Origin of the sequence: Mesorhizobium sp. B2-7-3, from assembly GCF_006440715.1 — a bacterium.
In the GTDB taxonomy this organism is placed as follows: domain Bacteria; phylum Pseudomonadota; class Alphaproteobacteria; order Rhizobiales; family Rhizobiaceae; genus Mesorhizobium; species Mesorhizobium australicum.
In genome coordinates this window covers 87,327-113,619 of sequence record NZ_VFTY01000005.1, presented here as the reverse complement: position 1 = coordinate 113,619, position 26,293 = coordinate 87,327, and the positions used below count along the sequence as shown (strand labels likewise).

General features: G+C 63.3%; 25 protein-coding genes. 10 read left to right on the top strand and 15 right to left on the bottom strand.

Translation table 11 applies throughout. The features are described 5' to 3' along the window. Positions 1 to 98: 98 nt before the first annotated feature. Positions 99 to 1,319, bottom strand: a complete 1,221-nt coding sequence (locus FJW04_RS13080) for an alanine racemase (protein WP_140615602.1) — start codon at positions 1,317 to 1,319, stop codon at positions 99 to 101. A gap of 307 nt (positions 1,320 to 1,626) precedes the next feature. Between FJW04_RS13080 and FJW04_RS13075 the strand changes: the two genes are divergently transcribed. Next, positions 1,627 to 2,544, top strand: a complete 918-nt coding sequence (locus FJW04_RS13075; protein WP_140714553.1) for a DMT family transporter — start codon at positions 1,627 to 1,629, stop codon at positions 2,542 to 2,544. 433 nt (positions 2,545 to 2,977) lie between these two features. Here FJW04_RS13075 and metF read toward each other — a convergent pair whose 3' ends face one another. Beyond that, complete coding sequence (metF, locus tag FJW04_RS13070; RefSeq protein WP_023769638.1) at positions 2,978 to 3,889, bottom strand: methylenetetrahydrofolate reductase [NAD(P)H]; 912 nt, start codon at positions 3,887 to 3,889, stop codon at positions 2,978 to 2,980. Further along, the gene (locus FJW04_RS13065) at positions 3,889 to 4,911 is read right to left on the bottom strand and encodes a metalloregulator ArsR/SmtB family transcription factor (RefSeq protein ID WP_140714551.1); all 1,023 of its coding nucleotides are present in this window, start codon (positions 4,909 to 4,911) and stop codon (positions 3,889 to 3,891) included. Before FJW04_RS13065 ends, metF begins: the two co-directional genes overlap by 1 nt. Before the next feature lie 176 nt (positions 4,912 to 5,087). On the opposite strand from FJW04_RS13065, the gene tsaA reads away from it, so the two are divergent. From tsaA to FJW04_RS13050, 3 genes are all read left to right on the top strand, one after another. Next, positions 5,088 to 5,612: a tRNA (N6-threonylcarbamoyladenosine(37)-N6)-methyltransferase TrmO gene (tsaA, locus tag FJW04_RS13060; protein ID WP_140714549.1), complete on the top strand. Its 525-nt coding sequence runs from the start codon at positions 5,088 to 5,090 to the stop codon at positions 5,610 to 5,612. After that, positions 5,609 to 5,923, top strand: coding sequence for a DUF2293 domain-containing protein (locus tag FJW04_RS13055; protein ID WP_140714547.1), 315 nt, complete (start codon positions 5,609 to 5,611; stop codon positions 5,921 to 5,923). The genes tsaA and FJW04_RS13055 overlap by 4 nt, the downstream gene beginning before the upstream one ends. A gap of 152 nt (positions 5,924 to 6,075) precedes the next feature. Then, the gene (locus tag FJW04_RS13050) at positions 6,076 to 6,915 is read left to right on the top strand and encodes an SDR family oxidoreductase (RefSeq protein WP_140714545.1); all 840 of its coding nucleotides are present in this window, start codon (positions 6,076 to 6,078) and stop codon (positions 6,913 to 6,915) included. Between the two features lie 39 nt (positions 6,916 to 6,954). Here the strand turns inward: FJW04_RS13050 and FJW04_RS13045 are convergent, their stop codons facing one another. Further along, positions 6,955 to 7,584 (bottom strand): MOSC domain-containing protein, encoded by a 630-nt coding sequence (locus FJW04_RS13045; protein WP_140714543.1) that lies wholly within the window; start codon positions 7,582 to 7,584, stop codon positions 6,955 to 6,957. A 180-nt stretch (positions 7,585 to 7,764) separates the two neighbouring features. Here FJW04_RS13045 and FJW04_RS13040 point away from each other — a divergent pair, with 180 nt between their 5' ends. Beyond that, on the top strand, positions 7,765 to 8,331 hold the full coding sequence (locus FJW04_RS13040; RefSeq protein WP_140714541.1) for an isoprenylcysteine carboxylmethyltransferase family protein: 567 nt from the start codon (positions 7,765 to 7,767) through the stop codon (positions 8,329 to 8,331). A gap of 12 nt (positions 8,332 to 8,343) precedes the next feature. Here the strand turns inward: FJW04_RS13040 and FJW04_RS13035 are convergent, their stop codons facing one another. The 3 genes from FJW04_RS13035 to ettA all read right to left on the bottom strand — a co-directional run bounded on the left by FJW04_RS13035 (position 8,344) and on the right by ettA (position 12,069). Then, a complete protein-coding gene (locus FJW04_RS13035) occupies positions 8,344 to 9,465 on the bottom strand; it encodes a beta-ketoacyl-ACP synthase III (RefSeq protein ID WP_140714539.1) in 1,122 nt (373 codons plus the stop codon). Between the two features lie 138 nt (positions 9,466 to 9,603). Beyond that, positions 9,604 to 10,374 (bottom strand): trans-aconitate 2-methyltransferase, encoded by a 771-nt coding sequence (tam, locus tag FJW04_RS13030; protein WP_140714537.1) that lies wholly within the window; start codon positions 10,372 to 10,374, stop codon positions 9,604 to 9,606. 45 nt (positions 10,375 to 10,419) lie between these two features. After that, entirely contained in the window at positions 10,420 to 12,069 is a 1,650-nt protein-coding gene (ettA, locus tag FJW04_RS13025; RefSeq protein ID WP_015317172.1) for an energy-dependent translational throttle protein EttA, read from the bottom strand. A gap of 253 nt (positions 12,070 to 12,322) precedes the next feature. On the opposite strand from ettA, the gene FJW04_RS13020 reads away from it, so the two are divergent. Further along, complete coding sequence (locus tag FJW04_RS13020) at positions 12,323 to 13,609, top strand: GGDEF domain-containing protein (protein ID WP_140615580.1); 1,287 nt, start codon at positions 12,323 to 12,325, stop codon at positions 13,607 to 13,609. Positions 13,610 to 13,777: 168 nt separating this feature from the next. Here the strand turns inward: FJW04_RS13020 and FJW04_RS13015 are convergent, their stop codons facing one another. Continuing rightward, the gene (locus tag FJW04_RS13015) at positions 13,778 to 14,785 is read right to left on the bottom strand and encodes a ribonuclease (protein WP_140615578.1); all 1,008 of its coding nucleotides are present in this window, start codon (positions 14,783 to 14,785) and stop codon (positions 13,778 to 13,780) included. A gap of 185 nt (positions 14,786 to 14,970) precedes the next feature. On the opposite strand from FJW04_RS13015, the gene FJW04_RS13010 reads away from it, so the two are divergent. The 3 genes from FJW04_RS13010 to FJW04_RS13000 all read left to right on the top strand — a co-directional run bounded on the left by FJW04_RS13010 (position 14,971) and on the right by FJW04_RS13000 (position 18,824). Then, positions 14,971 to 15,903, top strand: a complete 933-nt coding sequence (locus FJW04_RS13010; RefSeq protein WP_140714535.1) for an alpha/beta hydrolase — start codon at positions 14,971 to 14,973, stop codon at positions 15,901 to 15,903. A gap of 99 nt (positions 15,904 to 16,002) precedes the next feature. Further along, positions 16,003 to 17,178, top strand: a complete 1,176-nt coding sequence (locus FJW04_RS13005) for a CaiB/BaiF CoA-transferase family protein (RefSeq protein WP_015317168.1) — start codon at positions 16,003 to 16,005, stop codon at positions 17,176 to 17,178. Next, positions 17,175 to 18,824, top strand: coding sequence for a thiamine pyrophosphate-binding protein (locus FJW04_RS13000; RefSeq protein WP_140714533.1), 1,650 nt, complete (start codon positions 17,175 to 17,177; stop codon positions 18,822 to 18,824). The genes FJW04_RS13005 and FJW04_RS13000 overlap by 4 nt, the downstream gene beginning before the upstream one ends. 63 nt (positions 18,825 to 18,887) lie before the next feature. Here the strand turns inward: FJW04_RS13000 and FJW04_RS12995 are convergent, their stop codons facing one another. From FJW04_RS12995 to FJW04_RS12975, 5 genes are all read right to left on the bottom strand, one after another. Next, a complete protein-coding gene (locus tag FJW04_RS12995; protein WP_140714531.1) occupies positions 18,888 to 19,331 on the bottom strand; it encodes a CHRD domain-containing protein in 444 nt (147 codons plus the stop codon). A 188-nt stretch (positions 19,332 to 19,519) separates the two neighbouring features. Then, positions 19,520 to 20,491: an ABC transporter substrate-binding protein gene (locus FJW04_RS12990; RefSeq protein ID WP_015317165.1), complete on the bottom strand. Its 972-nt coding sequence runs from the start codon at positions 20,489 to 20,491 to the stop codon at positions 19,520 to 19,522. Positions 20,492 to 20,530: 39 nt separating this feature from the next. Continuing rightward, complete coding sequence (locus FJW04_RS12985; protein WP_015317164.1) at positions 20,531 to 21,685, bottom strand: ABC transporter permease; 1,155 nt, start codon at positions 21,683 to 21,685, stop codon at positions 20,531 to 20,533. Beyond that, positions 21,682 to 22,560, bottom strand: a complete 879-nt coding sequence (locus tag FJW04_RS12980) for an ABC transporter permease (protein ID WP_015317163.1) — start codon at positions 22,558 to 22,560, stop codon at positions 21,682 to 21,684. The genes FJW04_RS12985 and FJW04_RS12980 overlap by 4 nt, the downstream gene beginning before the upstream one ends. Before the next feature lie 320 nt (positions 22,561 to 22,880). Beyond that, positions 22,881 to 23,672 carry an ABC transporter ATP-binding protein gene (locus tag FJW04_RS12975; RefSeq protein WP_015317161.1) on the bottom strand — a complete coding sequence of 264 codons (792 nt, stop codon included), beginning with the start codon at positions 23,670 to 23,672 and terminating at the stop codon, positions 22,881 to 22,883. A 130-nt stretch (positions 23,673 to 23,802) separates the two neighbouring features. On the opposite strand from FJW04_RS12975, the gene FJW04_RS12970 reads away from it, so the two are divergent. Further along, a complete protein-coding gene (locus FJW04_RS12970; protein ID WP_015317160.1) occupies positions 23,803 to 24,207 on the top strand; it encodes a cupin domain-containing protein in 405 nt (134 codons plus the stop codon). A gap of 242 nt (positions 24,208 to 24,449) precedes the next feature. On the opposite strand, the gene FJW04_RS12960 is transcribed toward FJW04_RS12970, so the two are convergent. Together FJW04_RS12960 and hydA are read right to left on the bottom strand one after the other, a co-directional pair. Continuing rightward, the gene (locus FJW04_RS12960) at positions 24,450 to 24,836 is read right to left on the bottom strand and encodes a hypothetical protein (RefSeq protein ID WP_246673815.1); all 387 of its coding nucleotides are present in this window, start codon (positions 24,834 to 24,836) and stop codon (positions 24,450 to 24,452) included. Beyond that, entirely contained in the window at positions 24,829 to 26,280 is a 1,452-nt protein-coding gene (hydA, locus tag FJW04_RS12955) for a dihydropyrimidinase (protein WP_140714529.1), read from the bottom strand. Before hydA ends, FJW04_RS12960 begins: the two co-directional genes overlap by 8 nt. Positions 26,281 to 26,293: the final 13 nt, after the last annotated feature.

Here is a 26,293-nt window from a genome sequence, read left to right as displayed (position 1 = left end):
AGAGCGAGTAGTGGGTAGTGGGTAGTGGGTAGTGAGATATAGAGATTCCCTGCTGACTACTGACTACTCATGACTACTGACTACTCACCCCTTTTTTCCTAATCCGCCATCGTCTCCAAACTCGCGAACCCCACCGGCGCGTCGCCCTCGTCGAAGGGCGTCGTGACCTCGACGAAGGTGTCGGGATAGAAGCCGTTGAAGCGGGTCCTGAGCGACAGCGAGTAAGCGCCGATATGGCCGATCTCGATCCAGTCGCCGGTGTCGACGGTTTCCGGCAGCCAGAACGGCCGCGACAGGATGTCGACGGAATCGCAGGTCGCGCCGCAGACCTTGAACGGCACGATGTTCTTCTCATCGCCATTGCGCGTACGGATCGCCGGATCGGGAATGAACCGCGCCGGCAGCGTGATCTTGCCGGTCCAGGAATCCGACAGCGAGGCCCAGATGCCGTCATTGATGTAGAGCCGCTTGCCCTTGCGCAACAGCACGCGCACGATCAGCGACAGGCAGCGCGCCACGATCACCCGGCCCGGCTCCGCCACCAGCGGCATCTGGTCGAACTGATATTCCTTCAGGTCGCCGGAGAGCCGCGACATGATCTGGCCGAGCGACGGCATCTCGATCTGCTTGCGGTTGGGATCATGTCCGTATTCGGCCGGAAAGCCGCCGCCGACGTCGAGCCCGGCAATGTCAAAGGTCAGCCGGTTGCGCACCCAGTCGGCCGAGGCCAGCGCCCGCTCATAGGTGTCGGGATCCTCGATCTGGCTGCCGACATGGAAACACAGGCCGACCTTGTAGCCGGTGCGGTTCAGCCGCTCGGCGAGTTCGACCGCATAGGCAGGCCCGGCGCCGAATTTCTTGGACAGCTCGTAGGCGGCATGGCCCTTTGTCTGCACACGAACGAAGACGCTGACCGCGCCCGGGTCGATATCGAGCGCCCGCACCACGCGGGTCAGCTTGGTGATCTCGTCCTCATGGTCGAGCGAGATGACGCGGATGCCGTATTTCTCCAAAGCCAGCTTGATGTCCGACTGCGCCTTGACCGGATGCATGTAGAGCATCTCCGCATCGGGCGAGACGGCGCGCACGGCGGCGAACTCGCCTGGTGAAGCGACGTCGAAGGCGGTGACGCCGGCCTCGACCAGCGTCTTCAGCACGATCTGCTCGCCATTGGTCTTGACCGCGTAGGCGGTCTTGCCGGGGAACATGCCCATGAACTGCTTCGCATCCGCCTTCAAGACCTGCGGGCGGAAGCAGTAGACCGGGTCGTCCGGGCGAAGCGCCAGTGCAGCCTCGCTTGCATTCTCGAATCGCTGCATGGACGAATCCTCGACTTCAGCTCGCACAATTAATCCAAGCTAGCGGCTAGCGCATGACCCCGAAAGTTAATTTCGACTTCGGAAGGGATCATGCGCCAGGGATGAGCCTTGCAAGCGTCCTTTGCGCATCTCTGGAGGCGCGCGGTGCTGCAACGAAAACAATTCTGTGTCTCGTGCTCCTGCGGCACAGCACTGGCTTTTGCCGAAAGGCTTGGCTGCCGGTCGGGTTTCGGGTGGCCCTTGCCGCCGAACCAGATATGGCTTCCGCCTGTCGGCTGGCATTCCGGCTGTCTGGGGGAGGATTTATATGGCAGTGACCGCCGCATCTGCGCCACGCGGACCGATGACGCTCAGGGACTGGGGGCAGTTGCTGTTGCTCGGCGCCATCTGGGGCGGCTCGTTCTTCTTCGCCCGCATCGCGGTGGCGGAACTCCAACCGCTGGTGCTGGTGCTGTTTCGCGTCGCCATCGCGGCGATAGCCCTGCAGCTCTATCTCGGCTTGCGCGGACCGTCCTTCCGCCTCGCTCTGCCGCATGCCGGCCTGTTCTTCCTGCTGGCCTTCACCAACAATGTCATCCCCTTCTCGCTGATCTTTGCCGGTCAAACCCAATTGGGGGCCGGCGTCGCCTCCGTCCTCAACGCCACGACGCCGTTCTGGACGCTGATCCTGGCCAACGCGTTGACATCAGATGAAAAGCTGTCCTGGAACAAGCTCGCCGGCATCGGGCTCGGTGTCGCCGGCACGGCCGTGATGATCGGTCCCGGCCTGCTGGCGGGGCTCGGCGGCCCTGTCTGGGCCAAATTCGCGCTGATCGGCGCCTCGCTTTCCTATGGCATCGCGCTGATGGTCGCCCGCCGTTTCAAGGGCGTGCCCTCGCCGGTCGTCGCCACCGGGCAGTTGACGGCTTCGACCATCATCATGATCCCGATCGTGCTCTTCGCCCATGGCCCGGCCGGCCTGTTCTCCGCCTCGCCGCCGGTTTGGGCGGCGGTGCTGGCGCTGGCGCTTCTGTCCACGGCCTTCGCCTACATCCTCTACTTCAACCTTGTCGCCTCGGCCGGGGCCACCAACGCCTCGCTGGTCACGCTGATCGTGCCGGCCAGTGCCATGCTGCTCGGCTTTCTTTTCCTTGGCGAGCGGCTGGAATCGTTTGAGATCGGCGGTGTGGTGCTGATCGGACTTGGTCTTCTGACAATCGACGGGCGAGTGTTCGGACGGCGTTAGAGCTCGGCATGTGCAATCGCGAAAGTCGAAGGCGACTTTTGCGAGGGTAGCGCTGCCATGACACAGCATCGACACGCCACCGCCATAATTTATTCACAGGCATGAAGCGGGTTTTGCCAAGGAGTTTCAACGGCTAACGGCGAAACCGAAGTCGCAAAATCCACAATCACGTCGCAATGCAGCACATTTTCCGCTTGCCTGTGGCACAAATGAACCTAGACTCCAGGGCATAGCTCTTTAAGAGGAGGCTATGTCATGGGACTTACGAGGCCAATCAACGCATTGATGATTTGTGCTGCGTTTGCTTTCATCGGCGCCCTCATTATGGGCGTCCTTCCCTGAACCCGCCAAGACGGGGAAGACCAGCAGCAAATAGTCCAACCGATTCGAAAGGCCGGGTTTTTACCCGGCCTTTTGCTTACCTGACTGACCCTCAGGCAGCAGCGGAGCCCGCCACCTCATGCGAGCGGATGCCGATCATATGGCAGACCGCGAAGACGAGGTCGGCCCGGTTCATTGTGTAGAAGTGGAAATCGCCCACGCCGCGCTCGACCAGGTCCAGAACCTGCTCGGCGGCCACGGCGGATGCCACCAGCGCATGCGTCTGAGGGTCGTTCTGCAGGCCGTCGAAACGCTCGGCCAGCCATGCCGGCACCAGCGCGCCGCAGCGCGCCGAGAAATTGGCGACCTGGGTGAAATTGTGCACCGGCAGGATGCCCGGAACGATCGGGATGTAGATGCCGGCGCGGCGCGCGCGCTCGACGTAACGTTCGTAGAGATCGTTGTCGAAGAAGAACTGGGTGATCGCCCGCGTCGCGCCGTTGTCGACCTTGCGCTTCAGCATGTCGATGTCGGTGGCGAAGTCAGGGCTTTCCGGATGCTTTTCCGGATAGGCCGAAACCGAGATGTCGAAATCGCCGGCGTCCTTCAGCGCCCCGACCAGCTCGGCGCCGTTGGCGTAGCCGTCCGGATGCGGCCGGTAGGCGGCGCCGACGCCTTCCGCCGGATCGCCGCGCAAGGCGACGAAGCGCTTCACGCCCATGTCGGTGAATTCCTGGATCACGGCGTCGACCTGATGGCGAGCGGCGTCGACGCAAGTCATGTGCGCGGCCGGCGTCAGGCTGGTCTCCTTCAGGATACGGCCGATGGTGCGCGCCGTGCGCTCACGCGTCGAACCGCCGGCGCCATAGGTCACCGAGACGAATTTCGGCTGCAGCGGCTCGAGCCTTGTGACCGTATCCCACAGTCTTGCCTCCATCTCGTCGTTCTTCGGCGGGAAGAACTCGAACGAAACCCTGACCTTGTCGCCGATATCGGGCCGGCGGGAAAAACGAAACTGGTTCATCAGGCGATTTCCCCTATCGAGCTCACTCTGGTCTGCTGGCTGGCATTGGCAGGATCGGCGATCAACAGGCGCCGGTCGCGGCCAAGCCAAAGCTTGACGGTGAGCCTGGCCTCGTTGCCGCCGCGCGGTTCGAACTCCTGGGCATCCTCGAGATCGAGGCCGGCTTCGGAGAACCATTCTCCGATCTGCCGGTCGGAAAAGCCCAGCCGCATATGCGCGTGCTCGTCGCGCAGGAATTCCAGTGTGTGCGGCGCGAAATCGACGATGACGAGACGGCCGGCCGGGCGAAGCAGCCGCGCCGCCTCATGGATGGCGCGGGCTGGATCGTCGAGATAGTGCAGCACCTGGTGGATGGTGACGAGATCGAAGGCATCGCGCTCGACAGGCGGCGAAAAGATATCGCCCTGCCGCACCTGCGCATTCGAAACGCCGGCCTTGTCGAGATTGGCGCGCGCCACGGTCAGCATCTCTCGCGACATGTCGATGCCGATCCCCCGCCGGTAGAGCGGCGAGAAGATTTCGAGCAGCCGCCCGGTGCCGGTTCCAAGGTCGAGCATGGACTGGAACGGCCGCTTGCCGACCAGCTTCAGCACCGCGGCCTCCACCGCACGGTCGGGCACATGCAGCGAGCGGATATGATCCCAGCTTGCGGCGTTCTGCGAAAAATACGCGGTGGCGCGGTCCTGGCGCTTGCGCTTGACCGAGGTCAGTCGCTCCAGATCGCGCTCGACCTGCGGATCGGCGCCGCGAATGCCGGCAACCAGCCTCATCACGAAGTCTCGCGCCGAATCGGCGTCCGACAGGCGGAAGAAGGCCCACGACCCTTCCTGGTAGCGGCCAATCAGCCCCGCCTCGAGCAGCAGCTTCAGGTGGCGCGAGACACGCGGCTGCGACTGGCCGAGAATTTCGGTAAGGTCGGAAACGGTGAGGTCGCCACGCGACAACAATGCCAATATCCGCAGGCGGCTGGATTCGGCCGCCGCCTTCAGCGTATCCACCATGGTGTCGAGCGAGACATGCATCAGCGTATTCTCTTTGAAAAAGATATAAACATATGTTTATGTCGAATTCGGCGACCTTGCAAGCGCTATGTCGCTTCCGGACCAGAAAATGCCGCATGCGTAATTTCCCGGTCCGGGTCAGCCCGAAACGTCTAGCGGTTTTGAGACAATGGCATGCACCAGCACAGAGACAGGCAATGACCGAACCGCGTGAGATGTTCGAAGCTCGCGAAGGCGAGCAGAGACTGGACCAGGATCCGGCCTTGATGCCGCCGGACGCCGGCATCGTCTTCATCGGCCGCATTGCCTCGCCGTGGACCACCCGGGATAGCTGCCCGAAGAACATGCGCGCGGCGCGCGAGGCAGGACGGTCCGCGGTGCTGACCATCGATGCGCCCTATCGTGCGGGCCTGCGCGGGCTGGAGCGCGCCAGCCACGTCATCATTCTGTCCTGGCTGCACCACGCGCCGCGGAATCTGATTGTGCAAAAACCCCGCCATGCGGCTGAAGCGAAAGGCGTGTTCGGCCTGCGCTCCCCTGCCCGGCCGAACCCGGTCGGCCTGCACATGGCCAAACTCGTCGGATTGGACATCGGCACCGGGCGCATCGGCCTCGACGCCATCGACGTGCTCGACGGCACGCCGGTCATCGACATCAAACCATATTTCGCCTCGACCGATGCCTTTGCCGAGGCGACCGTTGAGGGGCGCGGGGAGCAATGACCGCGCCCACCGGCCGCCGCCGCGCCATAGCCAAGGCTTTGACAGCACTTCTGCCGCTGGCGCCCTATGCCGACATGGAGAAGATCCGCACCGACGCCGGCTCGGTCCATATGAAAACCTTGCCGCCGACGATCGCGGTATGGCTGGCGACAATCGCCCACATCCGCCACATGCACACCGATTACGAAAAGCTGCTGGCCGAGGGGTATGACCGCGACTCCGCCCGTTTCTTCGTCATCGAGCAAACCAACACCATGCTCACGCGCTGGCGCGCCACGCGCCTGCTCGACGCCGACGACGAGGAGGAATGACGCCACTGCCGGGGAGATGGCGCTCTGCGTCTTGTTCAAAAAGATTCCCCCTCGCCTCTGGAAAATCACGGAACAGGCCGTATATGCCCGAAAGCGGAGAAGCCTCCGCTTCCATCCAGAAATTGCGCCCGCAGGGGCAAGGATTCCACATCATGACATCTAAGGTTTGGTTCATCACCGGATCGTCGAAGGGCTTTGGCCGCGTCTGGGCCGAGGCCGCACTGGCGCGTGGCGACCGCGTTGCAGCGACCGCTCGCGACGCCGGCACGCTCGCCGATCTCGTCGATAGATACGGCGACAACATCGCCGCCATAAAGCTCGACGTCACCGACAAGAAAGCCGTCGATGCCGCTGTCGCCGAGGCGCACAAGCGCTTTGGCCGGCTCGACGTCGTCATCAACAATGCCGGCTACGGCCATTTCGGCGCCATCGAGGAAGTCAGCGAACAGGAAGCCCGCGACCAGATCGAGACCAATGTGTTCGGCGCACTGTGGGTTACCCAGGCTGTCCTGCCGATCATGCGGGCGCAGCGCTCCGGCCACATCATCCAGATCTCGTCGATCGGCGGCGTCAATGCCTTTGCCTCGCTCGGCCTCTACCATGCCTCGAAATGGGCGCTGGAAGCCTTCAGCCAGTCGCTCAGCATCGAGGTCGCGGAATTCGGCATCCATGTCACGCTGGTCGAGCCGGGCGGCTTCTCCACCGACTGGTCGGGAGCATCGGCCAAGGTCTCCAAGCCGATCGAGGCCTATGCGCCCGCCCGCGCCAAGATGGCCGAGCGCCGCGCCAACTCGGTTGCTGGCGATCCCGAGGCGACCGGGCCGGCGATGCTGGCCATCGTCGATGCGGCAGAGCCGCCGCTGAGGGTGTTCTTCGGCGATGGCGGCCTGCCGATGATACGCCAGGAATACGCCAACCGCCTCGCCACCTGGGACAAGTGGGACCACGTCTCCGTCATGGCGCAAGGCGTCAACAAGAACCGCAAGGGCTGACGCCCAACGTAGTAGCTGCGCCGCCTACGGGCGGCGTAGCTATGCCTTGTAAATCCATTGCTCCGGCACACGCACCGAAATCTCTTCGCCGACCCTGACCACGCCGGGTTTTTCAACCCAGGCGACAAGGCCACGCAGCCGCTTCGCCGTCTGCGGGAAGAGCAGCGCGGCTGCATCGCGATCCGATGCATGGGCATGCGTGGCGATGGATTGCCCGGCGACCCGGCACGGCTTGTTCTGCGCGTCGATTTTGATCGTCACGCCCCCTTGGAAGAACATCAGTGAGCCGGCCGGCAGCATCGACAGACGTGGCACGCCCCCGATCAGCATATTGGCGCCGATCCATTCCGGCTTGATCTCCTCCAGGCCCATGCGCTCGGCGACGATCGAAAGCTCGTCCGCGGCGACCAGCGACAATTGCCGCTCGTTGCGCATCTCCGTGCCGCGCGGATACCAAGGCTCGCGCCCACCGGAACGCCGCGTCGTTCCGGAATGGAAGTCATTCGCGATTCCGTCGAAGCCAAGATGCAATTCCTCGACGGCTTTCGTCTCGAAATGATCGGACGGAGCGGCATAGAGCGCCACTGCCTTTGCCGTCAGCTTGCGGCCCGGGACGATGTCGATCGTGGGCTCGGCAGTTGGAAAAAGTTCTAGGTTTGTTTCCTGCATGCTGCTGGTCTAGAGGCCTCGGACAATACGGTCCAGTTTAAAGCGCTGATGATCCGATCACTGCGTTTGATGCCGATCACGACGTTATTACCGGAAATGCCGTCATGTTGCAGCGAGCGCGTCCCATTGCCGCCGCGCCGCCTATATATATTCGGCGCCAGTCGGGAGGAGGAGGTTCGCATGCAGGTTGGACAGGCCATCGCAGCGCTCTGGCTGTTCTGGGTGGTATCCTGGATCGTCGCTGCATCCTGGGCCGATCCAGCCCAAAAGCGCGCCACCATCGGGGCGGAGGCCCGCTATCGCGTCTTCTGGCTGGCCGGCACCGTCCTGCTGTTCGTTCCAGCGCACGGCTATGAAGGCAGGCTGAGATTATGGACGCCGACCCTTGCCGAAGCCTGGGCCTGCGTTGCCCTGATCGCGGTTGGCATCGGCTTCGCGTGGTGGGCGCGCATCCATCTCGGGCGGTTGTGGTCCGCCACGGTCACAGCCAAGGCGGATCATCGCGTGGTCGACACCGGCCCCTATCGCCTGGTGCGGCATCCAATCTATACCGGGCTGCTGCTGGCTGTGCTTGCCACCATGACGGCAAAGGGCACGGTCTGGGGCATTGCAGGTACGGCCCTGCTCATCATCGGCGTCGTCATCAAGGCGAGGCTGGAGGAGCGTTTCCTGCGCGACGAACTCGGACCCGCCTATGACGATTACGCCAGGCGGGTGCCGATGCTGGTTCCCTTCACGCCGGCCTAGCGCGGCATCACCTCAGAGCATTCTCAGCAGCGCGCCACCGATCGAATATCCCGCACCGAAGGCGCAGATCAGGCCGTGATCGCCCGGTTTCATGTCGGCATGGTTCTCCGACAGCGCGATGATGGCTCCCGCGCCGGCGGTGTTGCCCAGTCGTTCCAGCACCATCGGCGCGCGGTCATGGCCGACATCGTGGCCGAACGCCAGTTTCAGGATCATCGCATTCATGCGCGCATTGGCCTGGTGCAGCCAGAAGCGCCGCACCGCCTGCGGCGTCAGCCCGTGTTCGGCGAGGAATTCGACGATGAATTTGTGCCCGGCGACGGTGACTTCCTTGAACACCTTGTTGCCGACCTGCTTGATGAGGTTGCCTTCCAGGTCGATCCTGTAGGGATCGTCCTGAGCGGTGCGGGTATGATAGCCGAGATTGGTGCGGATGTTGTTCGACATCTGCGTCCAGATTCGCGTGTCCAGCACCTCGAAGCGGCCCGGCCGCCTCTCACCCTGGGCAAGCCCCTCCACCACCATCGACACCGAAGCGTCCCCGAAGATGAAATGCGTCTGCCGGTCGCGGAAATTGAGATGGCCGGTGATGATTTCCGGCGTCGTCACCAGGATGCGCTTGTGCGCGCCCGAGCGCACCAGATTGACCGCCATGTGCAGCGCAGCCGCGGCCGATGAACAGCCAAGCCCCATGTCGAAACCCGCGCCCCTCGTGCCCAGCGCCTCCTGCATTTCGATGGCGATCGCCGGATATGGCCTCTGCTGATGCGAGGACGAGCAGATCACCAGATCGACATCCGACGCATCGACCCCGGCGTGCTCGATCGCCTTCCCAGCCGAAGCGATGCCGAATTCCGCCTGCAGCGAGAGCGCGTCGTCCGGACGCGCCGGAATGCGCGGCGCCATGCGGGTCGGGTCGAGAATGCCTTCACGCTCGACCACGTGGCGGGACTTCACACCTGAAGCATGAACGATGAAGTCGGCATCGGATTTCTGCAGCAGCGTCTCGCCGGTATCCTGGCGCCGCGCGTTCTCGGTGTCGACCCAGGCATTGAAGCTGGCGACCAGTTCCTCATTCGTGATGACAGGCTTGGGAATTTCAGCGCCGATGCCGCTGATGATGACGCGATGCATGTTTAAGTCCGTCCATCCGCGGGCGTTGCGGCTTGATGTGGGCGCCGAAACGTTTCGGCGCAACACTTTTCTCACTCGGCCGGTTTACGCCGGCTTAAACCAAGGTTTAGGCCGGCTTAAACCAAGGTTCTCGCCAGCCTATCCCGCCCCCTTGGCGACGATGAAAATGCGGGGGAAACGCAGCAGCACCTTGCCATCGGCGGTCTTCGGATAGGCCTTGGCGATCTTGGCCGTGTAGCTGTCGAGGAACAGCTTGCGCTCATCCGCGTCCAGCGGATCGAGGAAGGGCTTCAGCCCTGTCGACTTCACCCACTCGACGATCGCCTCGGCATCGGCCAGCGGATGGTTGTAGATGGTGTGCCAGATGTCGAGCCGAGCCGAGAGCGGCGACAGCAGGTCGTAGTAGAACGACACCGGCGGCAGCGGCGCACGGGCCGCATCCCTGATCTTTGCCGCGAAAGGCGCTTCGGCGGCGGTCTCCCGCATCAGGCGATGCGAATCCTCGGCCATATTGTCGGGCATCTGGACGGCTAGCGCGCCGCCGGGGGCCAGAAAACCCATCAGGCGCTGGAACACCGCCGGATGCTCCGGCAGCCACTGGAAGACGGCGTTGGCGAAGATCACGTTGACCGGCTCGACCGAATGCCATGTCGACGCATCGGCGAGGTCGAAGCTGACATTGGGCAGCCGCGCCCTCGCCTTCTCGATCATGTCGGGAGACGTGTCGAAGCCGCTCACTTGCGCATCCGGCCAGCGCTCGACCAGAAGTTCGGTCGAATTGCCCGGCCCGCAGCCGATATCGACAACCCGGCGCGGAAAGTCGACCGGAACCTGTGCCGCCAAGTCGCGCGCGGGCCGCGTGCGCTCGTCCTCGAATTTCAGATACTGGGCGGCGGACCAATCAGCCATCCGGGCTCCTCATGTCAGCTTGAGAATTCGCCGCCCGGTGCCCCCCTACCGCGTCAGCCTCTTGTAGGTCATGCGGTGCGGGTTGACGGCTTCAGGCCCGAGCCGGCGGATCTTGTCCTGCTCGTAATCCTCGAAATTGCCCTCGAACCATTCGACGTGGCTGTCGCCCTCGAAGGCGAGGATGTGCGTCGCCAGACGGTCGAGGAACATGCGATCGTGCGAGATGATGACCGCGCAGCCGCCGAAATTTTCCAGCGCGTCTTCGAGTGCCGCCAGCGTTTCCGTATCGAGATCGTTGGTCGGTTCGTCGAGCAGCAGAACATTGCCGCCGGTCTTCAGCATCTTGGCCAGGTGCACGCGGTTGCGCTGACCACCGGAGAGGTTGCCGACCTTCTGCTGCTGGTCGCCGCCGCGGAAGTTGAAGGACGCGCAATAAGCGCGGGTGTTGGCCTCGAACTTGCCGAGCTTGACCACTTCGGCGCCGCCCGAGATTTCTTCCCACACGGTCTTTGACGGATCGAGCGCGTCGCGGCTCTGGTCGACATAGCCGAGCTTGACCGTCTCGCCGACGCGGACAGAACCCGCATCCGGCTTTTCCTGGCCGGTGATCATGCGGAACAATGTCGTCTTGCCGGCGCCGTTCGGGCCGATGACGCCGACAATGCCACCCGGCGGCAGCTTGAATTCGAGGCCTTCGATCAACAGCGTGTCGCCGAAGCCTTTCGACAGGCCCTCGACCTCGATGACCACGTTGCCGAGCCGCTCGCCATGCGGGATGACGATCTGCGTATCCGTCGGCCGCCGCTTATCAGCTGCATCGAGCAGATCCTGGAACGCCTGGATACGCGCCTTGGACTTGGTCTGGCGAGCCTTCGGGCTCGACTGGATCCACTCGCGCTCGCGGCCGATGGCGCGCTGGCGGGCGTCGTCCTCGCGGCCTTCCTGCTTGAGGCGCTTGGCCTTGGCTTCGAGGTACTTGGTGTAGTTGCCCTCATAAGGAATGCCGCGTCCGCGATCGAGTTCGAGAATCCAGCCGGTGACATTGTCGAGGAAGTAGCGGTCGTGGGTGATGATCATCACGGCGCCCGGATAGGCGCGCAGATGCTTTTCCAGCCATGCCGTCGTCTCGGCATCGAGATGGTTGGTCGGTTCGTCGAGCAGCAGAAGATCAGGCTGGCGCAGCAGCAGCTGGCAGAGCGCGACGCGGCGGCGCTCGCCACCCGACAGCTTGGTGACGTTGGCATCCTTTGGCGGGCAGCCCAGCGCTTCCATTGCCATCTCGACCTGCTGTTCGAGATCCCACAGGTTCAGCCGGTCCATTTCGTCCTGGAGCTTGGCCGACTCGTCGGCCGTCTCGTCGGAATAGTTCATCATCAATTCGTTGTAACGCTCGATGATGGCGGTCTTGGCCGCGACACCTTCCATGATGTTCTCGAACACGGTCTTGTCCGGATCGAGCGCCGGCTCCTGCGCCAGGTAGCCGACAGTGGCGCCTTCGGCGAGCCACGCCTCACCGCTCCAGTCCTTGTCGATGCCGGCCATGATCTTGAGGATCGTCGACTTGCCGGCGCCGTTTGGGCCCAGGATGCCGATCTTGGCGTCCGGGTAGAAGGACAGATGAACGTTCTCGAGCACCTTCTTGGTGCCATAGGCCTTGTTGAGGCCGGCCATGTGATAGATGAACTGGCGTGCCACGCGCGCTTTCCCTGAAAAATGACTGGATTTGTCGAATTGAATGGAGGTTGGCCGCTATGTAGGCGATGCGGCGCCGAACGGCAATCGCTTTTGCCATATCAGGCCAACCACACGGACAAGTGTGCACCGACAGCCAGGTTTTCAACCGGTCGATGGCGCGCGGAAATCTCCGGTTAACCCTTCCACGTCAAAACAGGATCGGAGTGGAATCGCTGGCTGGCCGCGATTTCGAACAGAGAGCGGATCGACGGCATTGCTGAACAGTTTCCTGCTCCTTGCCGAAGCGATCGTCTACTTCAGCGTCATGGTGACGCTTTTCCGCTTCCGCAAGCGCATCGGCCTGGGCGTCTTCATCTGCGCACTCGGCGTCATGCATTTCCTGGAAACCTATCTCGCCAGCGTCTTCTACGTCGCGCTGCCGTTCGGCATGGTCTCGCCGGGCTCGGCGGTGCTGTTTTCGGGCAAGCTGGTGATGCTCCTTCTGCTCTACATGAAGGAGGATGCCGCCACAGTGCGGCAGCCGATCTATGGCCTGCTGCTCGGCAATGCGCTGATGATCGGTCTGGTCCTGCTCCTGCGCCTGCACGCCATCGCTCCGCTTCCCGATGGCCGGCTCCCCGATATCGGCTTCATCGACGAGATGGGCTGGCTGATGGTTTGGGGCACGACGCTGCTGTTCGTCGATGCCATCCTGATCATCCTGCTCTATGAGAAACTTGGACGCGTCCTGCGCAAGGCGCGGTTCGCACGCATCCTGATTTGCGTCGCCTGCGTGCTGACTTTCGATCAGGCGGGGTTCTTCACCGCGCTGCATTTCGTTGCCGGCGCGCCGATCGCGGTCTTCTTCGGCGGCTGGTTCGCCAAGATGGCGGCAGCACTGACCTTCAGCGCCATGCTGGTCGCCTATCTCAAATGGTTCGAGGTCCGGGATGTCCAGATGCCGCGTGGGCTGACCGACATCTTCGAGACCTTGACCTATCGCGAACGCTACGAGGCGCTGGTCGAACATGTCGGCCGCGATGGCCTGACCGGACTGCTGCACAGGGGACGCTTCGATGCCGATGGCGAGGCCGCCGTCCAGTCCAGCCTGCGCACGGCGAGGCCGCTCAGCCTGCTCATCGTCGACGTCGACCACTTCAAGTCGATCAACGATCGTTTCGGCCATGCCGAAGGCGACAAGGTGCTGAAGGCGGTCGCAACCGTACTTTGCGAGGCGGCAGGCGTCGAGGACCAGGTGTTCCGGATCGGCGGCGAGGAATTCGCGATCCTGAGTTCGCGTCCGCATTCCGTCGCCAGGCTCTTCGGCGAAAGCGTCCGCACCGCGCTCAAGGCATCGGCCGCCACCAGCCGGTTCGATTTGACCGTCAGCGCCGGCGTTTCCACCGTCAGCGAAACGACGCAGTGCCTGGCCGACCTGTTCGCGCTCGCCGACCAGCGTCTTTACAAGGCGAAATCGACCGGACGCGACCGCGTCGTCGGTGAACCCGGCGGGCATGAAGCCGACGCCGATATCGCCTGGACCAGGTCCGCGCAGATCTAGCCAAAGTCAGTCCAGACCCAACCTTGTCGCTACGATTTCCCCTGCCGTGCCGGCGCGCTGCTCGTCATGCCACTCATGCAACCCCCGCTGAATGAACACCGCCATGCCAACATAACAGCAGGCACGGCAAGCGAAAGCCCGGCTGGCTGCCTAATCCGTGCCCGTGCGTTACTGGAACCCGATCGCGTCGACCGTGCCGGTCGGGCAACCGGCCTTGTTGGTCGGCACGGAGGCCAGCAGCAGATCCTTGAGCGAGCTGTTCGGACCGATCGGGCCGGCAAGGCCAAGCGTCAGTTCCCCGATCAGCCGCCGGCCGCTCGACGGATCGATAAGGCAGGACACACGCACCCGGTCCCCTGCTCCCGCGCCGAAGGACTGGTCGAAGGCGCTGCGGATCTGGTCCGCGGTCAGCTTGCCGCCGATATTTTTGGCGAAGAGGTCGCGCACGGGCGAGCTGTTGACCTCACGCATCAAATGAAGGGCGTCGGAAAAATACTCCTGCTGGCTTTTGCCATAGCAGGTGCCGTGCTTGATCCATTCATGCCGTTCCAGCTTCGAGGCGGTGCCCGGCATCACCCTGTCGAGTTCGGCGCGGGTCTCGGCATCGAGGTTGACCGGTGGCAGGTCCTGCCAGTGAGCCGGATTGTCATTGGCCTTGTCGCTGGCAGTAGCCTGGCAATAGAAATTGCCGTTCGGCTGCGGCCACAGGCCGTGCAGCGTGAAATTGGTGGCGTCGAATTCGCCAGGGCTTTGCGCCTTGCATTCGGTCTTGTTCGACTTGGTCTCGCAGAAGGCCGGCTGCCAGCTCAGCGCGAAAACATATTCGGGTTTTCCCGAGGCCGCCGGCTTGCCTTGCCCGCCCGGTGCCGCCGGCGCGGTCACCGCACTGCTGCCCGAGAGATGGCCGCAGCTGACCTTCACCCAACGGCGCTCGGGATCGGCGCCCGGCACCAGGATGAGGTAGTGGGTCGGAGCGTCCTTGTTGCCGGCCAGCAATTGATAGGTCTTGCCCGCATCGGTCGAGACATTGCCGGGGTTCTTGGCGTTCTTGATCGCCTGCGTCGCGGGACAGGCAGCGTCGGCCACGAAGGTGCCGCTCATCTTGACGTCGGCATGCGCCGCGCCTGCCAGCGACCCCGCCAGCAAGGCCAATCCGAAAACAACAGCAATGCGCATGGAGATTCCCCTGCTGGAAAGTGGGCGACAGACTGAAACTGTCTCCATGTCAGAATTGCGATATTTTGCGGGCTCGTGGCAAGAAAGATCGTCGCGGAAAAGCCGGCAGGCCCGATTGACGCAAATCAGGCGCCGGCGCACACGTTGGACATTGCAAGGGCGGAACCAGGGGGAGGCCAGCCGGCATGCCATTCAGCCAGCAGCGCGTGGTCCGCTCGCCGACCGGCGCCGACCTCAATCTGTTCGTCCGGCAGGCCGACAGCTCTCCGCGTGCGGTGGTCCAGATCAATCATGGCCTGGCCGAGCATGCCGGGCGCTACGACCGCTTCGCCGGTTTCCTGTCCGCTCGGGGTTTCCATGTCTATGTCCATGATCACCGTGGCCATGGGACGACCAGGGCGCCCGACGCGCCGCTCGGCAGATTCGCCGACAAGGACGGCCCGGCCAAGGTGATCGCCGATGTCGACGCCATCCGCGATCTTATCGCCCGCGAGCAGCCTGACCTGCCGGTGATCCTTTTCGGCCACTCGATGGGCGCGTCCGTGGCGCTGAACTACTTGTTACGGCACTCGAATCGGATCCATGCCGCAGCCATCTGGAACGGCAATTTCTCGCAAGGCTTGCTCGGCCAGGTGGCGCTCGGCATCCTGGCCTGGGAACGGATGCGGCTGGGCTCCGATGTCCCGTCGCGCCTGCTGCCGAAACTCACCTTCCAGGCCTGGGGCAAGGCGGTCCCCGACCATCGCACCTTGTTCGACTGGCTTTCGCGCGACGAGGCGGAGGTCGCGAAATACATCGCCGATCCGCTCTGCGGCTGGGATGCCTCCATATCGATGTGGCGCGATGTGGTCGCGATGGCGCTGAACGGCGGCAAGGATGCGGCCTTTGCCGGCATCCGGCGCGACCTTCCCGTCGCCATCGTTGGCGGCGAGAAAGACCCAGCTTCCGACTACGGCAAGGGCATCACCCACCTCGCGAACCTCATGCGCAAGATGGGCTTTTCTAATCTGGTTTCGAAGGTTTACGCCGACACCCGCCACGAGAGCCTGAACGAGGTGAACCGGGACATCGTCATGGACGATTTCGCCAACTGGGCGCACGCTGTCCTGAAAGCCTGACGGTTTGGCCCATCGCAAGAACCGTGACAGCCGCCGCCGGGCTTGATAGAGGCTCTGCTTTCGCAGCGATCAGGATGATTGCAGCAACCACGGTGATTTATGGCCGAACCCCCGCTGAAAGGCGTCCGCGTCGTCGAACTCGCCCGCATTCTTGCCGGGCCCTGGGCCGGGCAGTTGCTTGCCGATCTCGGCGCCGATGTCATCAAGGTCGAGAGCCCCGACGGCGGCGACGACACCCGCAAGTGGGGTCCGCCCTTCGTCATGAGCCACGACGGCGAGAACCTGTCGGCCGCCTATTACCATTCCTGCAATCGCGGCAAGCGCTCCATCGCCATCGATTTCTCGACGCCCGAAGGCGCCGAGACGGTGCGCCGGCTGGTCGCGACGGCGGATGTCCTGATCGAGAACTTCAAGCTCGGCGGCCTGAAGAAATACGGGCTCGACCATGGCAGCCTGAAGGAAATCAACCCTCGCCTCGTCTACTGCTCGATCACCGGTTTCGGTCAGGATGGGCCTTATGCGCCTCGCGCGGGCTACGATTTCATCATCCAGGCCATGGCCGGCATGATGTCGATTACCGGCGAGCCCGGCCGCGAGCCGCAGAAAGCCGGCGTCGCCATCTCGGATATCTTCACCGGCCTCTATTCGGTCATCGCCATCCAGGCAGCACTTCGCCATGCCGAACAGACCGGCGAAGGCCAGCACATCGACATGGCGCTGTTCGACACCCAGATCTCGGCGCTCGGCAACCAGAACCTCAATTATCTCGTTTCCGGCAAGTCGCCGGTGCAGATGGGCAATGCCCATATGAACATTGCCCCCTACGAAGTGCTTCCGGTCAGGGACGGCCACATCATCCTGGCTGTCGGCAATGACGGCCAGTTCGCCAAATTCTGCGCCGCGGTCGGGCTGGGCGATTTGCCGGCCAATCCCGATTTCACCACCAATCCGGCCCGCGTCGCCAATCGCGTGGAACTTCGCGCACGCATCATCGAGGCGCTGAAGATTTTTGATCGCGATCCGCTGCTGGCGAAGCTCGAAGCCGCCAGCGTGCCGGCAAGCCCGATCAACACGATCGGCCAGATGTTCGACGACCCGCAGACCATTGCCCGCGGCATGCGGCTCGACCTCGACGACGGCCATGGCAACCGCCTGCCATCGGTGCGCGCGCCGATGGTGATGTCGGGCACACCGCTTACTTATGAACGCCCCTCGCCGCGCCTTGGCGAGCACACTGACGAAATCCTTGCCGAACTGGAGAAGTCTGGGAAATGAAGACCGGTGGACAACTGATCGTCGACGCCCTCGAAGCCAATGGCACCGACCGTATGTTCTGCGTGCCGGGCGAATCCTACCTTGCGGTGCTTGACGCGCTGCATGATTCCTCGATCCGCACCATCGTCTGCCGCCAGGAAGGCGGTGCTGCCATGATGGCCGACTGCCAGGGCCGGCTGACCGGCAAGCCCGGCATCTGCTTCGTCACCCGCGGACCCGGCGCCACCAACGCTTCGGCCGGCATCCACATCGCCATGCAGGATTCGGTTCCCCTCATCCTGTTCATCGGCCAGGTCGCCAGCCACGCCAAGGAGCGCGAGGCGTTCCAGGAAGTGGACTATGTCAGGTTCTTCGGCGACATCGCCAAATGGGTGGTCGAGATCGACGACGCCTCGCGCATCCCCGAATTCGTCACGCGCGCCTTTGCCGTGGCGACGTCGGGCCGCCCCGGCCCGGTCGTCATATCGCTGCCTGAGGATATGCTGACCAGCGTCGTCGACGCGCCGGAAGCACTTCCGCACACGCCGGTCGAAACCTATCCCGGCGAGGCCGAACTCGACGCACTGGAAATGCTGCTTGCCGGCGCGAAGCGTCCCTTCGTCATTCTTGGCGGCACGCGCTGGAACGCGGACGCGGTGGCGCGGATGCATGAGATCGCCGAGGCCTGGTCGCTTCCTGTCGGCTGTTCCTTCCGCCGCCAGATGCTGTTCGACCATCTTCATCCAAACTATGCCGGCGATGTCGGCATCGGCATCAATCCGAAGCTGGCGACGGCTATCAAGCAGGCCGACGTCGTTCTCTTGATCGGCGGGCGCATGGGCGAGATGCCCTCTTCCGACTACACGCTGCTGAAGAGCCCCTATCCCGACCAAGCTCTGGTGCATGTCCATGCCGATGCCGGCGAACTCGGCCGCGTCTACCGTCCGACCCTGGCGATCAATGCTTCGCCAGCGGCTTTCGTCGAGGCTTTCACCAAGCGCATGCCGGCCGGAACGCCATCATGGGCGGCCGAAACAGCCAAGCTGCATGCCGCCTATCTCGACTGGTCGACTCCGCCTGAAAACGGTCCCGGCCCGGTCCAGATGGGACCTATCATGAACTACCTGGAAAACGTGCTGCCGGACGATGCCATCCTCACCAATGGCGCCGGAAATTACGCAACCTGGGTACACCGCTTCCATCGCTTCCGCCGCTTCGCCACGCAAGGAGCGCCGACGTCGGGCTCGATGGGCTACGGCACGCCGGCGGCGGTCGCCGCCAAGGCGCTGTATCCGGAGCGCACCGTGGTCGCCTTCGCCGGCGACGGCTGCTTCCTGATGAACGGCCAGGAATTCGCCACCGCCGTGCAGTACGACCTGCCGATCGTCGTCATTCTCGTCAACAACGGTATTTACGGCACCATCCGCATGCACCAGGAACGCGAATATCCCGGCCGCGTCGTCGGCACCGATCTGAAGAACCCTGATTTTGCAGCACTTGCCCGCGCCTATGGCGGCCATGGCGAGACGGTGGAGAAGACAGCTGATTTCGCGCCTGCCTTCGAGCGCGCGCGAACCAGCGGCAAGCCGGCGATCGTCGAGATCAGGCTCGATCCCGAAGCGATCACCCCGACCCGGACGATGACACAGATACGCGACAGGGCTTAAGGACCGGCAGGACAAAGGGCGGGCTGTCCCGCCGGCCTTCAAGCGTTAGCCGCGCTTCCGGCTCTACATCGCCTTTTCGATCTGGCCGCGAATCTCGCCGTCCTTGTTGGCCGCCGTGTGCACATTGACATAATACTTGCCGGCCTCGAGGTCAGCGGCCTGCGCATCGGTCAGCGTCGCCGACCCCTTGATCGGGCTCTTGAGCTTGCCTTTGAACGGGATCACCGGAGGCGCATTCTCGCCCGCCGCCGCCGGGCCGTGAATGTGCGCCGCTGTCGCCGGGCCGGTGAGGCCGGAATACTTCACGTTCCAGCTGAGCTTCTTCTTGGTGGTATCGAAGGTGAGAGTGGCCGTCCCCTTGCCCTTCGTGGTGACGGCTGGGCTCTGCTGGCCGCCATCGAGGGTCGCCTTATATTTTACCATCTCGGCCATGGCCGGTGATGCGAACAGGAAAGCGGTGGAAATGGCGAGCGCCGATAGCGCCGGCAGGAAGGAGTAAGCGCGCATGAAGGACCTCCGATTGATAGAGCGTGCGTCGCGGCTCCCCGACGCGCGCATGCTTCAATGCAACGGCTGGACGGCGCAATGTATCCCCGCACACGGTTTTGTGATTGGAGCGCATGGAAAAGGGGCGGTCGCCCGCCCCTTTGATAGTCAGACCCGGTCTCAGGCGCTGTTGATCGCGCCTGCGAGGCCTACTTGACCGCCTTGTCGGTGATGGCGGTGGTATAGGCGCCTTTCGGCTCCTTGGTGATGATCTTCTGGTCGAGCAGCGCCTTGGCGGTGCGTTCGTAGGTCGCCGGGTCGAGCTTGCCGTCGGCATTGTCGATCAGCTTGGCGACTTCGCTCATCATCCGCTTCTGGTGGTTCTCGTCCTGGCCGCCGCCGTCCATGACGATGCTTGCGGCTTCGTCATTGTTGTCGACCGCGTATTTCCATCCCTTCATCGAAGCGCGCACGAACCGCACCATCTTGTCCTCGAAAGCCGGATCCTTGAGCTTGTCTTCCGAGGCATAGAGGCCGTCCTCGAGCAGGTCGTTGCCCATGGCCGAGTAGTTGAACACGGTCAGCTGTTCGGGCTTGTAGCCGGCGTCGATCAGCTGCCAGTACTCATTGTAGGTCATGACCGAGATGCAATCGGCCTGCTTCTGGATCAGCGGCTGCACGTCAAAGCTCTGCTTCAGCACGGTGACGCCATCGGGGCCGCCCTCCGTCTTGAGGCCAAGCTTGTTCATCCACGCGTAGAACGGATATTCGTTGCCGAAGAACCAGACGCCGAGCGTATGACCCTTGAAGTCGGCTTCGGTCTTGATCGGGCCGTCCTTCGGGCAGACCAGCTCCATGCCGGCCTTCTTGAACGGCTGGGCGATGTTGACCAGCGGCACGCCCTTCTCGCGCGCGGCGAGCGCGCCGCCCATCCAGTCGACGATGACGTCGGCGCCGCCGCCGGCGATCACTTGCTCGGGGGCGATGTCGGGGCCGCCTGGCTTGATGTCGACGTCGAGGCCTTCAGCCTCATAGAAACCCTTGGCCTTGGCGACATAGTAGCCGGCAAACTGCGCCTGCGTGACCCATTTCAGCTGCAAGGTCACCTTGTCGGCGGCCATCGCCTGGAACGCGGCCAGCGACATCGCGCCGGCCAGAACTGGAATAATAAGTCTTTTCATTTTTTTACCCTCTGAAGTTAGTGCCCAAACCCACCGCCCCTATCCACCACGGACAGAGGGATGCCAAAACGTGACGGCCCTTTCGACAAGGGCGACCACGCCATAAAAGACCGAACCCGCAAGTGCTGCAACTGCGATTTCGGCCCACACCATGTCGATGTTCATCCGCCCGACCTCGGTCGAAATGCGGAATCCCATGCCGACGACGGGCGTGCCGAAGAACTCGGCGACGATGGCGCCGATCAGCGCCAGCGTCGAATTGATCTTCAGCGCGTTGAAGATGAAGGGAGCGGCGGCCGGCAGCCTGAGCTTGACGAGCGTCGGCCAGTAGCCCGACGCATAGGTGCGCATCAGGTCGCGCTCCATATGGCCGGACGCGGCGAGCCCGGCGACCGTATTCACCAGCATCGGGAAGAAGGTCATGATGATGACCACCGCCGCCTTGGATTGCCAGTCGAAGCCGAACCACATGACCATGATCGGCGCCACGCCGATGATCGGCAGCGCCGAGACCATATTGCCGATCGGCAGAAGTCCACGCCGCAGAAACGGTACGCGGTCGGCGAGAACAGCGGTGATGAAGCCAGCGCCGCTGCCCACCACATAGCCGAAGAGCACCGCCTTGAAGATGGTTTGCCGGACATCGGCGCCGAGCACCGGCAGCGAGCTGACGATGCGCGCGCCGATGGCGCTCGGCGGCGGCAGCAGGATGAAAGGAATGCCGGCGCCGCGTGTGACGGCTTCCCAGATGATCAGGATCCAGGCGCCGAAGATAGCGGGGATGACCAGACGCAGTGCGGTCCGGACCCATCCTGCCGTCGGCCGCAACCCCGAAAGCACCGCCACACAACGCCAGCCAAGCAGCCAGGCAGCCGCGAGCAGAAGAAAATACGGCGCCAGCGCCGTCCCTTCGAAACCTGCGATGCCCGATATCAGCAGCCAGGCGACGAGATGGGCCCCTATGAAGAGCACCACGGCCTCCGCCAGGGGCGGAATCCTGACCATTGAGATCAGCGCCGCCAGCACGGCCACGCCAAGCATCAAGCCCTTCATTCCGAGATAGGGGTAGCCGATACTGGCCGTCGGATCGGCAAGCGCTGCCGCTTCCGGCTTCGACATGGCGCCGAGCGCAATCGCGATCAGGCACAGCACGATCGCCAGCACGGCCTGCCAGGAAGGTTTCAGCCAGTTCATGCCGGCCTCCCGCCCATGGCGCGGTCGACGACGCGGCCGGCGATGCCAACCACCATCACCAGCAGTGCCGCCACGATGGAGCCCGCGACCAGCGCCGACCAGATGTCGATCGACTGGCTGTAATAGGCGCCGGCCAACAGCTTGGCGCCGATACCGGCGACCGCGCCGGTCGGCAGTTCGCCGACGATTGCGCCCACCAGGCTTGCCGCCACCGCGACCTTCATCGAGGTGAACAGGAATGGCACCGAGGCTGGCACACGCAGTTTCCAGAAGGTCTGCGCGCGGCTGGCATTGTAGGTGTGCATCAGGTCGAGATGCATGATCTCGGGCGAGCGCAGGCCCTTCACCATGCCTACGGTTACCGGGAAGAACGACAGATAGGTCGAGATCATCGCCTTCGGGATCAGTCCGGTAATGCCGATTGCCGCCAGAACGACGATGATCATCGGCGCCACCGCCAGGATCGGAATGGTCTGCGAGGCGATGATCCACGGCATCAGGCTGCGGTCGAGCGTCGCGACATGGACGATGCCGACGGCGATGACGATGCCGAGTGCGGTGCCGAAGGCGAAGCCGAGCAGCGTCGAGGACAGCGTAACCCAGGCGTTGTAGACGAGACTGCGGTTTGAGGTGATGGGCCGCAGAAAAGTGTTCTCGAAGAAATTCACCGCCACCTGATGCGGCGCCGGCAGCGTCGGCTTGGGCTGCGACAGCGTCTTGCCGATGAGTTCGCCGAACGTGGAGGTTTCGTTGGCACGCCGGTCGAGATCGCGCTGGAAGGGCGCGTTGAGGATGACGGCGAAGATGTACCAGAGCACGACCACGCCCAGAAGGATGGAGGTTACGGGGATGATCTTGGAGCGGAAGCTATCCATGGGCGGGGCCTCCTCCTCTCCCCCACGGGGAGAGGATGGCCGGAGCGAAGCGAAGGCCGACCACCTTCGCCTTCGTCATCCTAGGGCGGAGCAACGCGAAGCGTCGCGCAGACCCTAGGATCCATTCCGTGACGTTGGCCGGGGGGTATAAGCGGTCGAGAGTGTTCGCCTTCGAACGCACAGCGTAAGGTGCATCGGTCTGCACCGCTGCGGAACGTTGAGGTAACGGCATGGATCCTAGGGTCTGCGCCGCGTCGCTTCGCTCCTTGCTCCGCCCTAGGATGACGAAGTCGCGATGGACCGCGCGCTTGTCGCTCCCCTCAATCATCATAACTATGCCCTGCCCTCAACCCATCGCGCACCCGCGCCGCGATCGCCAGAAACTCCGGCGTCTCGCGGATGTCGAGCGGCCGCTCTTTCGGCAGCGTCGATTCGATGATGTCGCTGACCCGGCCCGGGCGCGGCGACATGACGACGATGCGCGTCGACAGGTAGACGGCTTCCGGAATGGAATGGGTAACGAAGCAGATGGTCTTGTTCGTCCGTCCCCATAGTTGCAGCAATTGCTCGTTGAGGTGGTCGCGCACGATCTCATCCAGCGCGCCGAACGGCTCGTCCATCAGCAACAGGTCGGCATCGAAGGCCAGCGCACGCGCGATCGAGGCGCGCTGCTGCATGCCGCCGGAAAGCTGCCAGGGGTATTTCTTCTCGAAGCCACTGAGGTTGACGAGGTCGAGCGTGCGCTTGATCCGCTCCGCTTGCTCGGTCTTGGACAGGCCCATGATTTCCAGCGGCAGCCCGACATTGCGCTCGATGGTGCGCCAGGGAAACAGGGCGGCGGCCTGGAAGACATAGCCGTAGGCACGCCTCTCGCGCGCCTGTTCCGGCGTCATGCCATTGACCGAGATCGTCCCCGAAGTGGGCTTTTCCAGATCGGCGATGACGCGCAGCAAAGTAGTCTTGCCGCAACCTGAAGGCCCGATGAAGGAGACGAACTCACCCTTGCCGATGGTCAGGTCGACATTGGACAGCGCCTGTACCGGCCCGTCATTGGTCTGGAAGGTGAGGCCCAGTTTGCTTGCCGAAACGACGGCTGGCGAAGGTCCCGTCATCGGTTGCTGCCTGCCTTCCGCCGCACGAAACCGATTGCTTTTATCGTGATGTTGTTTTCCACTCGACCCGTCCCATTGGCCCCAGTCCTGCTGAGTTTGTCCCGCTCGGTCGACGCCCGGAGTTTCCCCGATGTCGCCTAAACCGACTTGTCATCTTATCCGCCCTGAAAGCACTTATGAAGGCAAGCAGGGCCTGACCTACTTCGCCGGCATAGCCACCGAGTCGGTCGGCTCCTCCGGCATCTGCATGCACGTGCTCACCATGCCGCCCGGTGCCCGCGCCAAGGCGCATCTGCACGAGAACCATGAAACGGCGATCTACGTGCTCTCCGGCGAGGTCCATACCTGGTATGGCGACCGGCTGGAGCATCACATCGTCGTCAAGGCCGGCGACCTTTTCTACATTCCCGCAGGCGTGCCGCATTTGCCGGCCAATCTGAGCAATGCGCCGTCCTCGGCCGTCATCGCCCGCACCGATCCCAACGAACAGGAAAGCGTCGTCCTGCTGCCGGAACTGGACGCGCTCGTCGCCTGAGGGCGGTATTGGCGGGTTGGCCGGCCGAGGCTCAATAGCTCCAGGTCCGCGCTGCCCCTCATCGCCCTGCCGGGCACTTCTCACCGTAGAGTGACGGGGAGAAGGACGCCATCGCGAAGGATTCCGCCAATCGCCTGCGTCGCCAGAAAGAGCACCGAGATCGCACTCGGCCCCCTTCTCCCCGTCACTATACGGGGAGAAGATGCCGGCAGGCAGATGAGGGGCGGCGCCGACCTCGGCAATCATCTGCACCGAGACACTTCCCCGTATACGCTGCCGTCCTCGTCGGCGATCACCAATTTCTTGGCATTCTTGGCGCTGTGCTTGATCGTGAAGGTGGCCGGCGACTTTCCCTCCTCGCCTTCGGCTTCGCACTCAGCCTTGACCGTCAGCGAACCATCGGCCTCACCGTGTTTGCCGGTGAAGGCGCAGGCGCTGGTCGCGGTGATAAAATCGGTGTCGGTCAGCAGCAGCATGTCTTCGGCATAGACCTTCTGGCCGTTCTTGTTGATGCAGCCGGACCTATTGCCATAAGGCTTGGACAGGTCGATGCCGGCCGCAGAGGCGGAGCCGGCTGCCAGAACAACAACGGCGGTGAGATAGAGCCCCGCGCACCTCACCTCAAACACCCGTCGCCGGAATGCCTGTCCGCTCGACCTTGCGCGGCGCGGTGATCTCCTTCCAGGTCGACAGCGCCCGGTTGACGGCCGCGTTCGGTTCGCGGCCGACGAACTCACCATGGCCAGGCTTCGCCTTGACCTCGGCCTCCTCGACCGACAGCTCGCCGCGCGAGAACACGAAGCGCGGCAGGCCGGTCACTTCGACCCCTTCGAAGACGTTGTAGTCGATGACGGATTGCTGCTTCTTGGCGGAAATCTTCTTCTTGCGCTGGGGGTCCCAGACGATGATGTCGGCATCCGCGCCTTCGACGATCGCGCCCTTCTTCGGATACATGTTGAGGATCTTGGCGATGTTGGTCGAGGTCACGGCGACAAACTCGTTCATCGTCAGCCGGCCGGTATTGACGCCTTTGGTCCACAGCACCGGCAACCGGTCCTCAAGGCCACCCGTGCCGTTGGGGATCTTGGTGAAATTGCCGACGCCGAAGCGCTTCTGGTCGGTGGTGAAGGCGCAATGGTCGGTCGCCACCACTTGCAGCGAACCGGCCTGCAGGCCGGCCCATAGCGAGTCCTGGTGCAGTTTGTTGCGGAAGGGCGGGCTCATCACGCGGCGCGCCGCATGGTCCCAGTCCTTGTCGAAATACTCGCTCTCGTCCAGCGTCAGGTGCTGGATCAGCGGCTCGCCGAACACCCGCATGCCTTTCTGGCGTGCCCGGCGGATCGCCTCGTGGCTCTGTTCGCACGAGACATGCACGACATAGAGCGGCACGCCCGCCATGTCGGCGATCATGATGGCGCGGTTGGTCGCCTCACCCTCCACTTCCGGCGGGCGCGAATAGGCATGTCCCTCGGGGCCATTATTGCCGGCGGCAAGCAGCTTCTGCGACAGGGCCGCGACCACGTCGCCATTCTCGGCATGCACCAGCGGCAGCGCGCCGAGGTCGGCGCAGCGCTGGAACGACGCGTACATCTCGTCGTCGTCGACCATCAGCGCGCCCTTGTACGCCATGAAGTGCTTGAACGAGGTGATGCCCTTATCGACCACGGTGGCCATCTCGTCGAACACCTGCTTGCCCCACCAGGTGATCGCCATGTGGAACGAATAATCGCAGGAGGCCCTCGAGGTCTTGTTGTCCCACATCTGCAGGGCTTCGAGCAGCGATTGCTGCGGCGCCGGCAGGCAGAAGTCGACCACCATGGTGGTGCCGCCGGCCAACGCCGCACGCGTGCCGGATTCGAAATCATCGGCCGAATAGGTGCCCATGAACGGCATTTCGAGATGGGTGTGCGGGTCGATGCCGCCCGGCATCACATAGCAGCCGGTGGCGTCGTACTCATGGTCGCCATGCAGGTCCGAGCCGATGGCGACGATCTTGCCGTGCTGCATCAGCACGTCGGCCTTCCAGGTTCGGTCGGCGGTGACGATGGAGCCGTTCTTGATGACTTTGGTCATTTTGCTGTTCCCT

Coding starts and splice junctions, on each gene's coding strand:
- FJW04_RS13080 (WP_140615602.1), bottom strand. CDS start 1,319: ATGCAGCGATTCGAGAATGCAAGCGAGGCTGCACTGGCGCTTCGCCCG.
- FJW04_RS13075 (WP_140714553.1), top strand. CDS start 1,627: ATGGCAGTGACCGCCGCATCTGCGCCACGCGGACCGATGACGCTCAGG.
- metF (WP_023769638.1), bottom strand. CDS start 3,889: ATGAACCAGTTTCGTTTTTCCCGCCGGCCCGATATCGGCGACAAGGTC.
- FJW04_RS13065 (WP_140714551.1), bottom strand. CDS start 4,911: ATGCATGTCTCGCTCGACACCATGGTGGATACGCTGAAGGCGGCGGCC.
- tsaA (WP_140714549.1), top strand. CDS start 5,088: ATGACCGAACCGCGTGAGATGTTCGAAGCTCGCGAAGGCGAGCAGAGA.
- FJW04_RS13055 (WP_140714547.1), top strand. CDS start 5,609: ATGACCGCGCCCACCGGCCGCCGCCGCGCCATAGCCAAGGCTTTGACA.
- FJW04_RS13050 (WP_140714545.1), top strand. CDS start 6,076: ATGACATCTAAGGTTTGGTTCATCACCGGATCGTCGAAGGGCTTTGGC.
- FJW04_RS13045 (WP_140714543.1), bottom strand. CDS start 7,584: ATGCAGGAAACAAACCTAGAACTTTTTCCAACTGCCGAGCCCACGATC.
- FJW04_RS13040 (WP_140714541.1), top strand. CDS start 7,765: ATGCAGGTTGGACAGGCCATCGCAGCGCTCTGGCTGTTCTGGGTGGTA.
- FJW04_RS13035 (WP_140714539.1), bottom strand. CDS start 9,465: ATGCATCGCGTCATCATCAGCGGCATCGGCGCTGAAATTCCCAAGCCT.
- tam (WP_140714537.1), bottom strand. CDS start 10,374: ATGGCTGATTGGTCCGCCGCCCAGTATCTGAAATTCGAGGACGAGCGC.
- FJW04_RS13015 (WP_140615578.1), bottom strand. CDS start 14,785: ATGCGCATTGCTGTTGTTTTCGGATTGGCCTTGCTGGCGGGGTCGCTG.
- FJW04_RS13010 (WP_140714535.1), top strand. CDS start 14,971: ATGCCATTCAGCCAGCAGCGCGTGGTCCGCTCGCCGACCGGCGCCGAC.
- FJW04_RS13005 (WP_015317168.1), top strand. CDS start 16,003: ATGGCCGAACCCCCGCTGAAAGGCGTCCGCGTCGTCGAACTCGCCCGC.
- FJW04_RS13000 (WP_140714533.1), top strand. CDS start 17,175: ATGAAGACCGGTGGACAACTGATCGTCGACGCCCTCGAAGCCAATGGC.
- FJW04_RS12995 (WP_140714531.1), bottom strand. CDS start 19,331: ATGCGCGCTTACTCCTTCCTGCCGGCGCTATCGGCGCTCGCCATTTCC.
- FJW04_RS12990 (WP_015317165.1), bottom strand. CDS start 20,491: ATGAAAAGACTTATTATTCCAGTTCTGGCCGGCGCGATGTCGCTGGCC.
- FJW04_RS12985 (WP_015317164.1), bottom strand. CDS start 21,685: ATGAACTGGCTGAAACCTTCCTGGCAGGCCGTGCTGGCGATCGTGCTG.
- FJW04_RS12980 (WP_015317163.1), bottom strand. CDS start 22,560: ATGGATAGCTTCCGCTCCAAGATCATCCCCGTAACCTCCATCCTTCTG.
- FJW04_RS12975 (WP_015317161.1), bottom strand. CDS start 23,672: ATGACGGGACCTTCGCCAGCCGTCGTTTCGGCAAGCAAACTGGGCCTC.
- FJW04_RS12970 (WP_015317160.1), top strand. CDS start 23,803: ATGTCGCCTAAACCGACTTGTCATCTTATCCGCCCTGAAAGCACTTAT.
- hydA (WP_140714529.1), bottom strand. CDS start 26,280: ATGACCAAAGTCATCAAGAACGGCTCCATCGTCACCGCCGACCGAACC.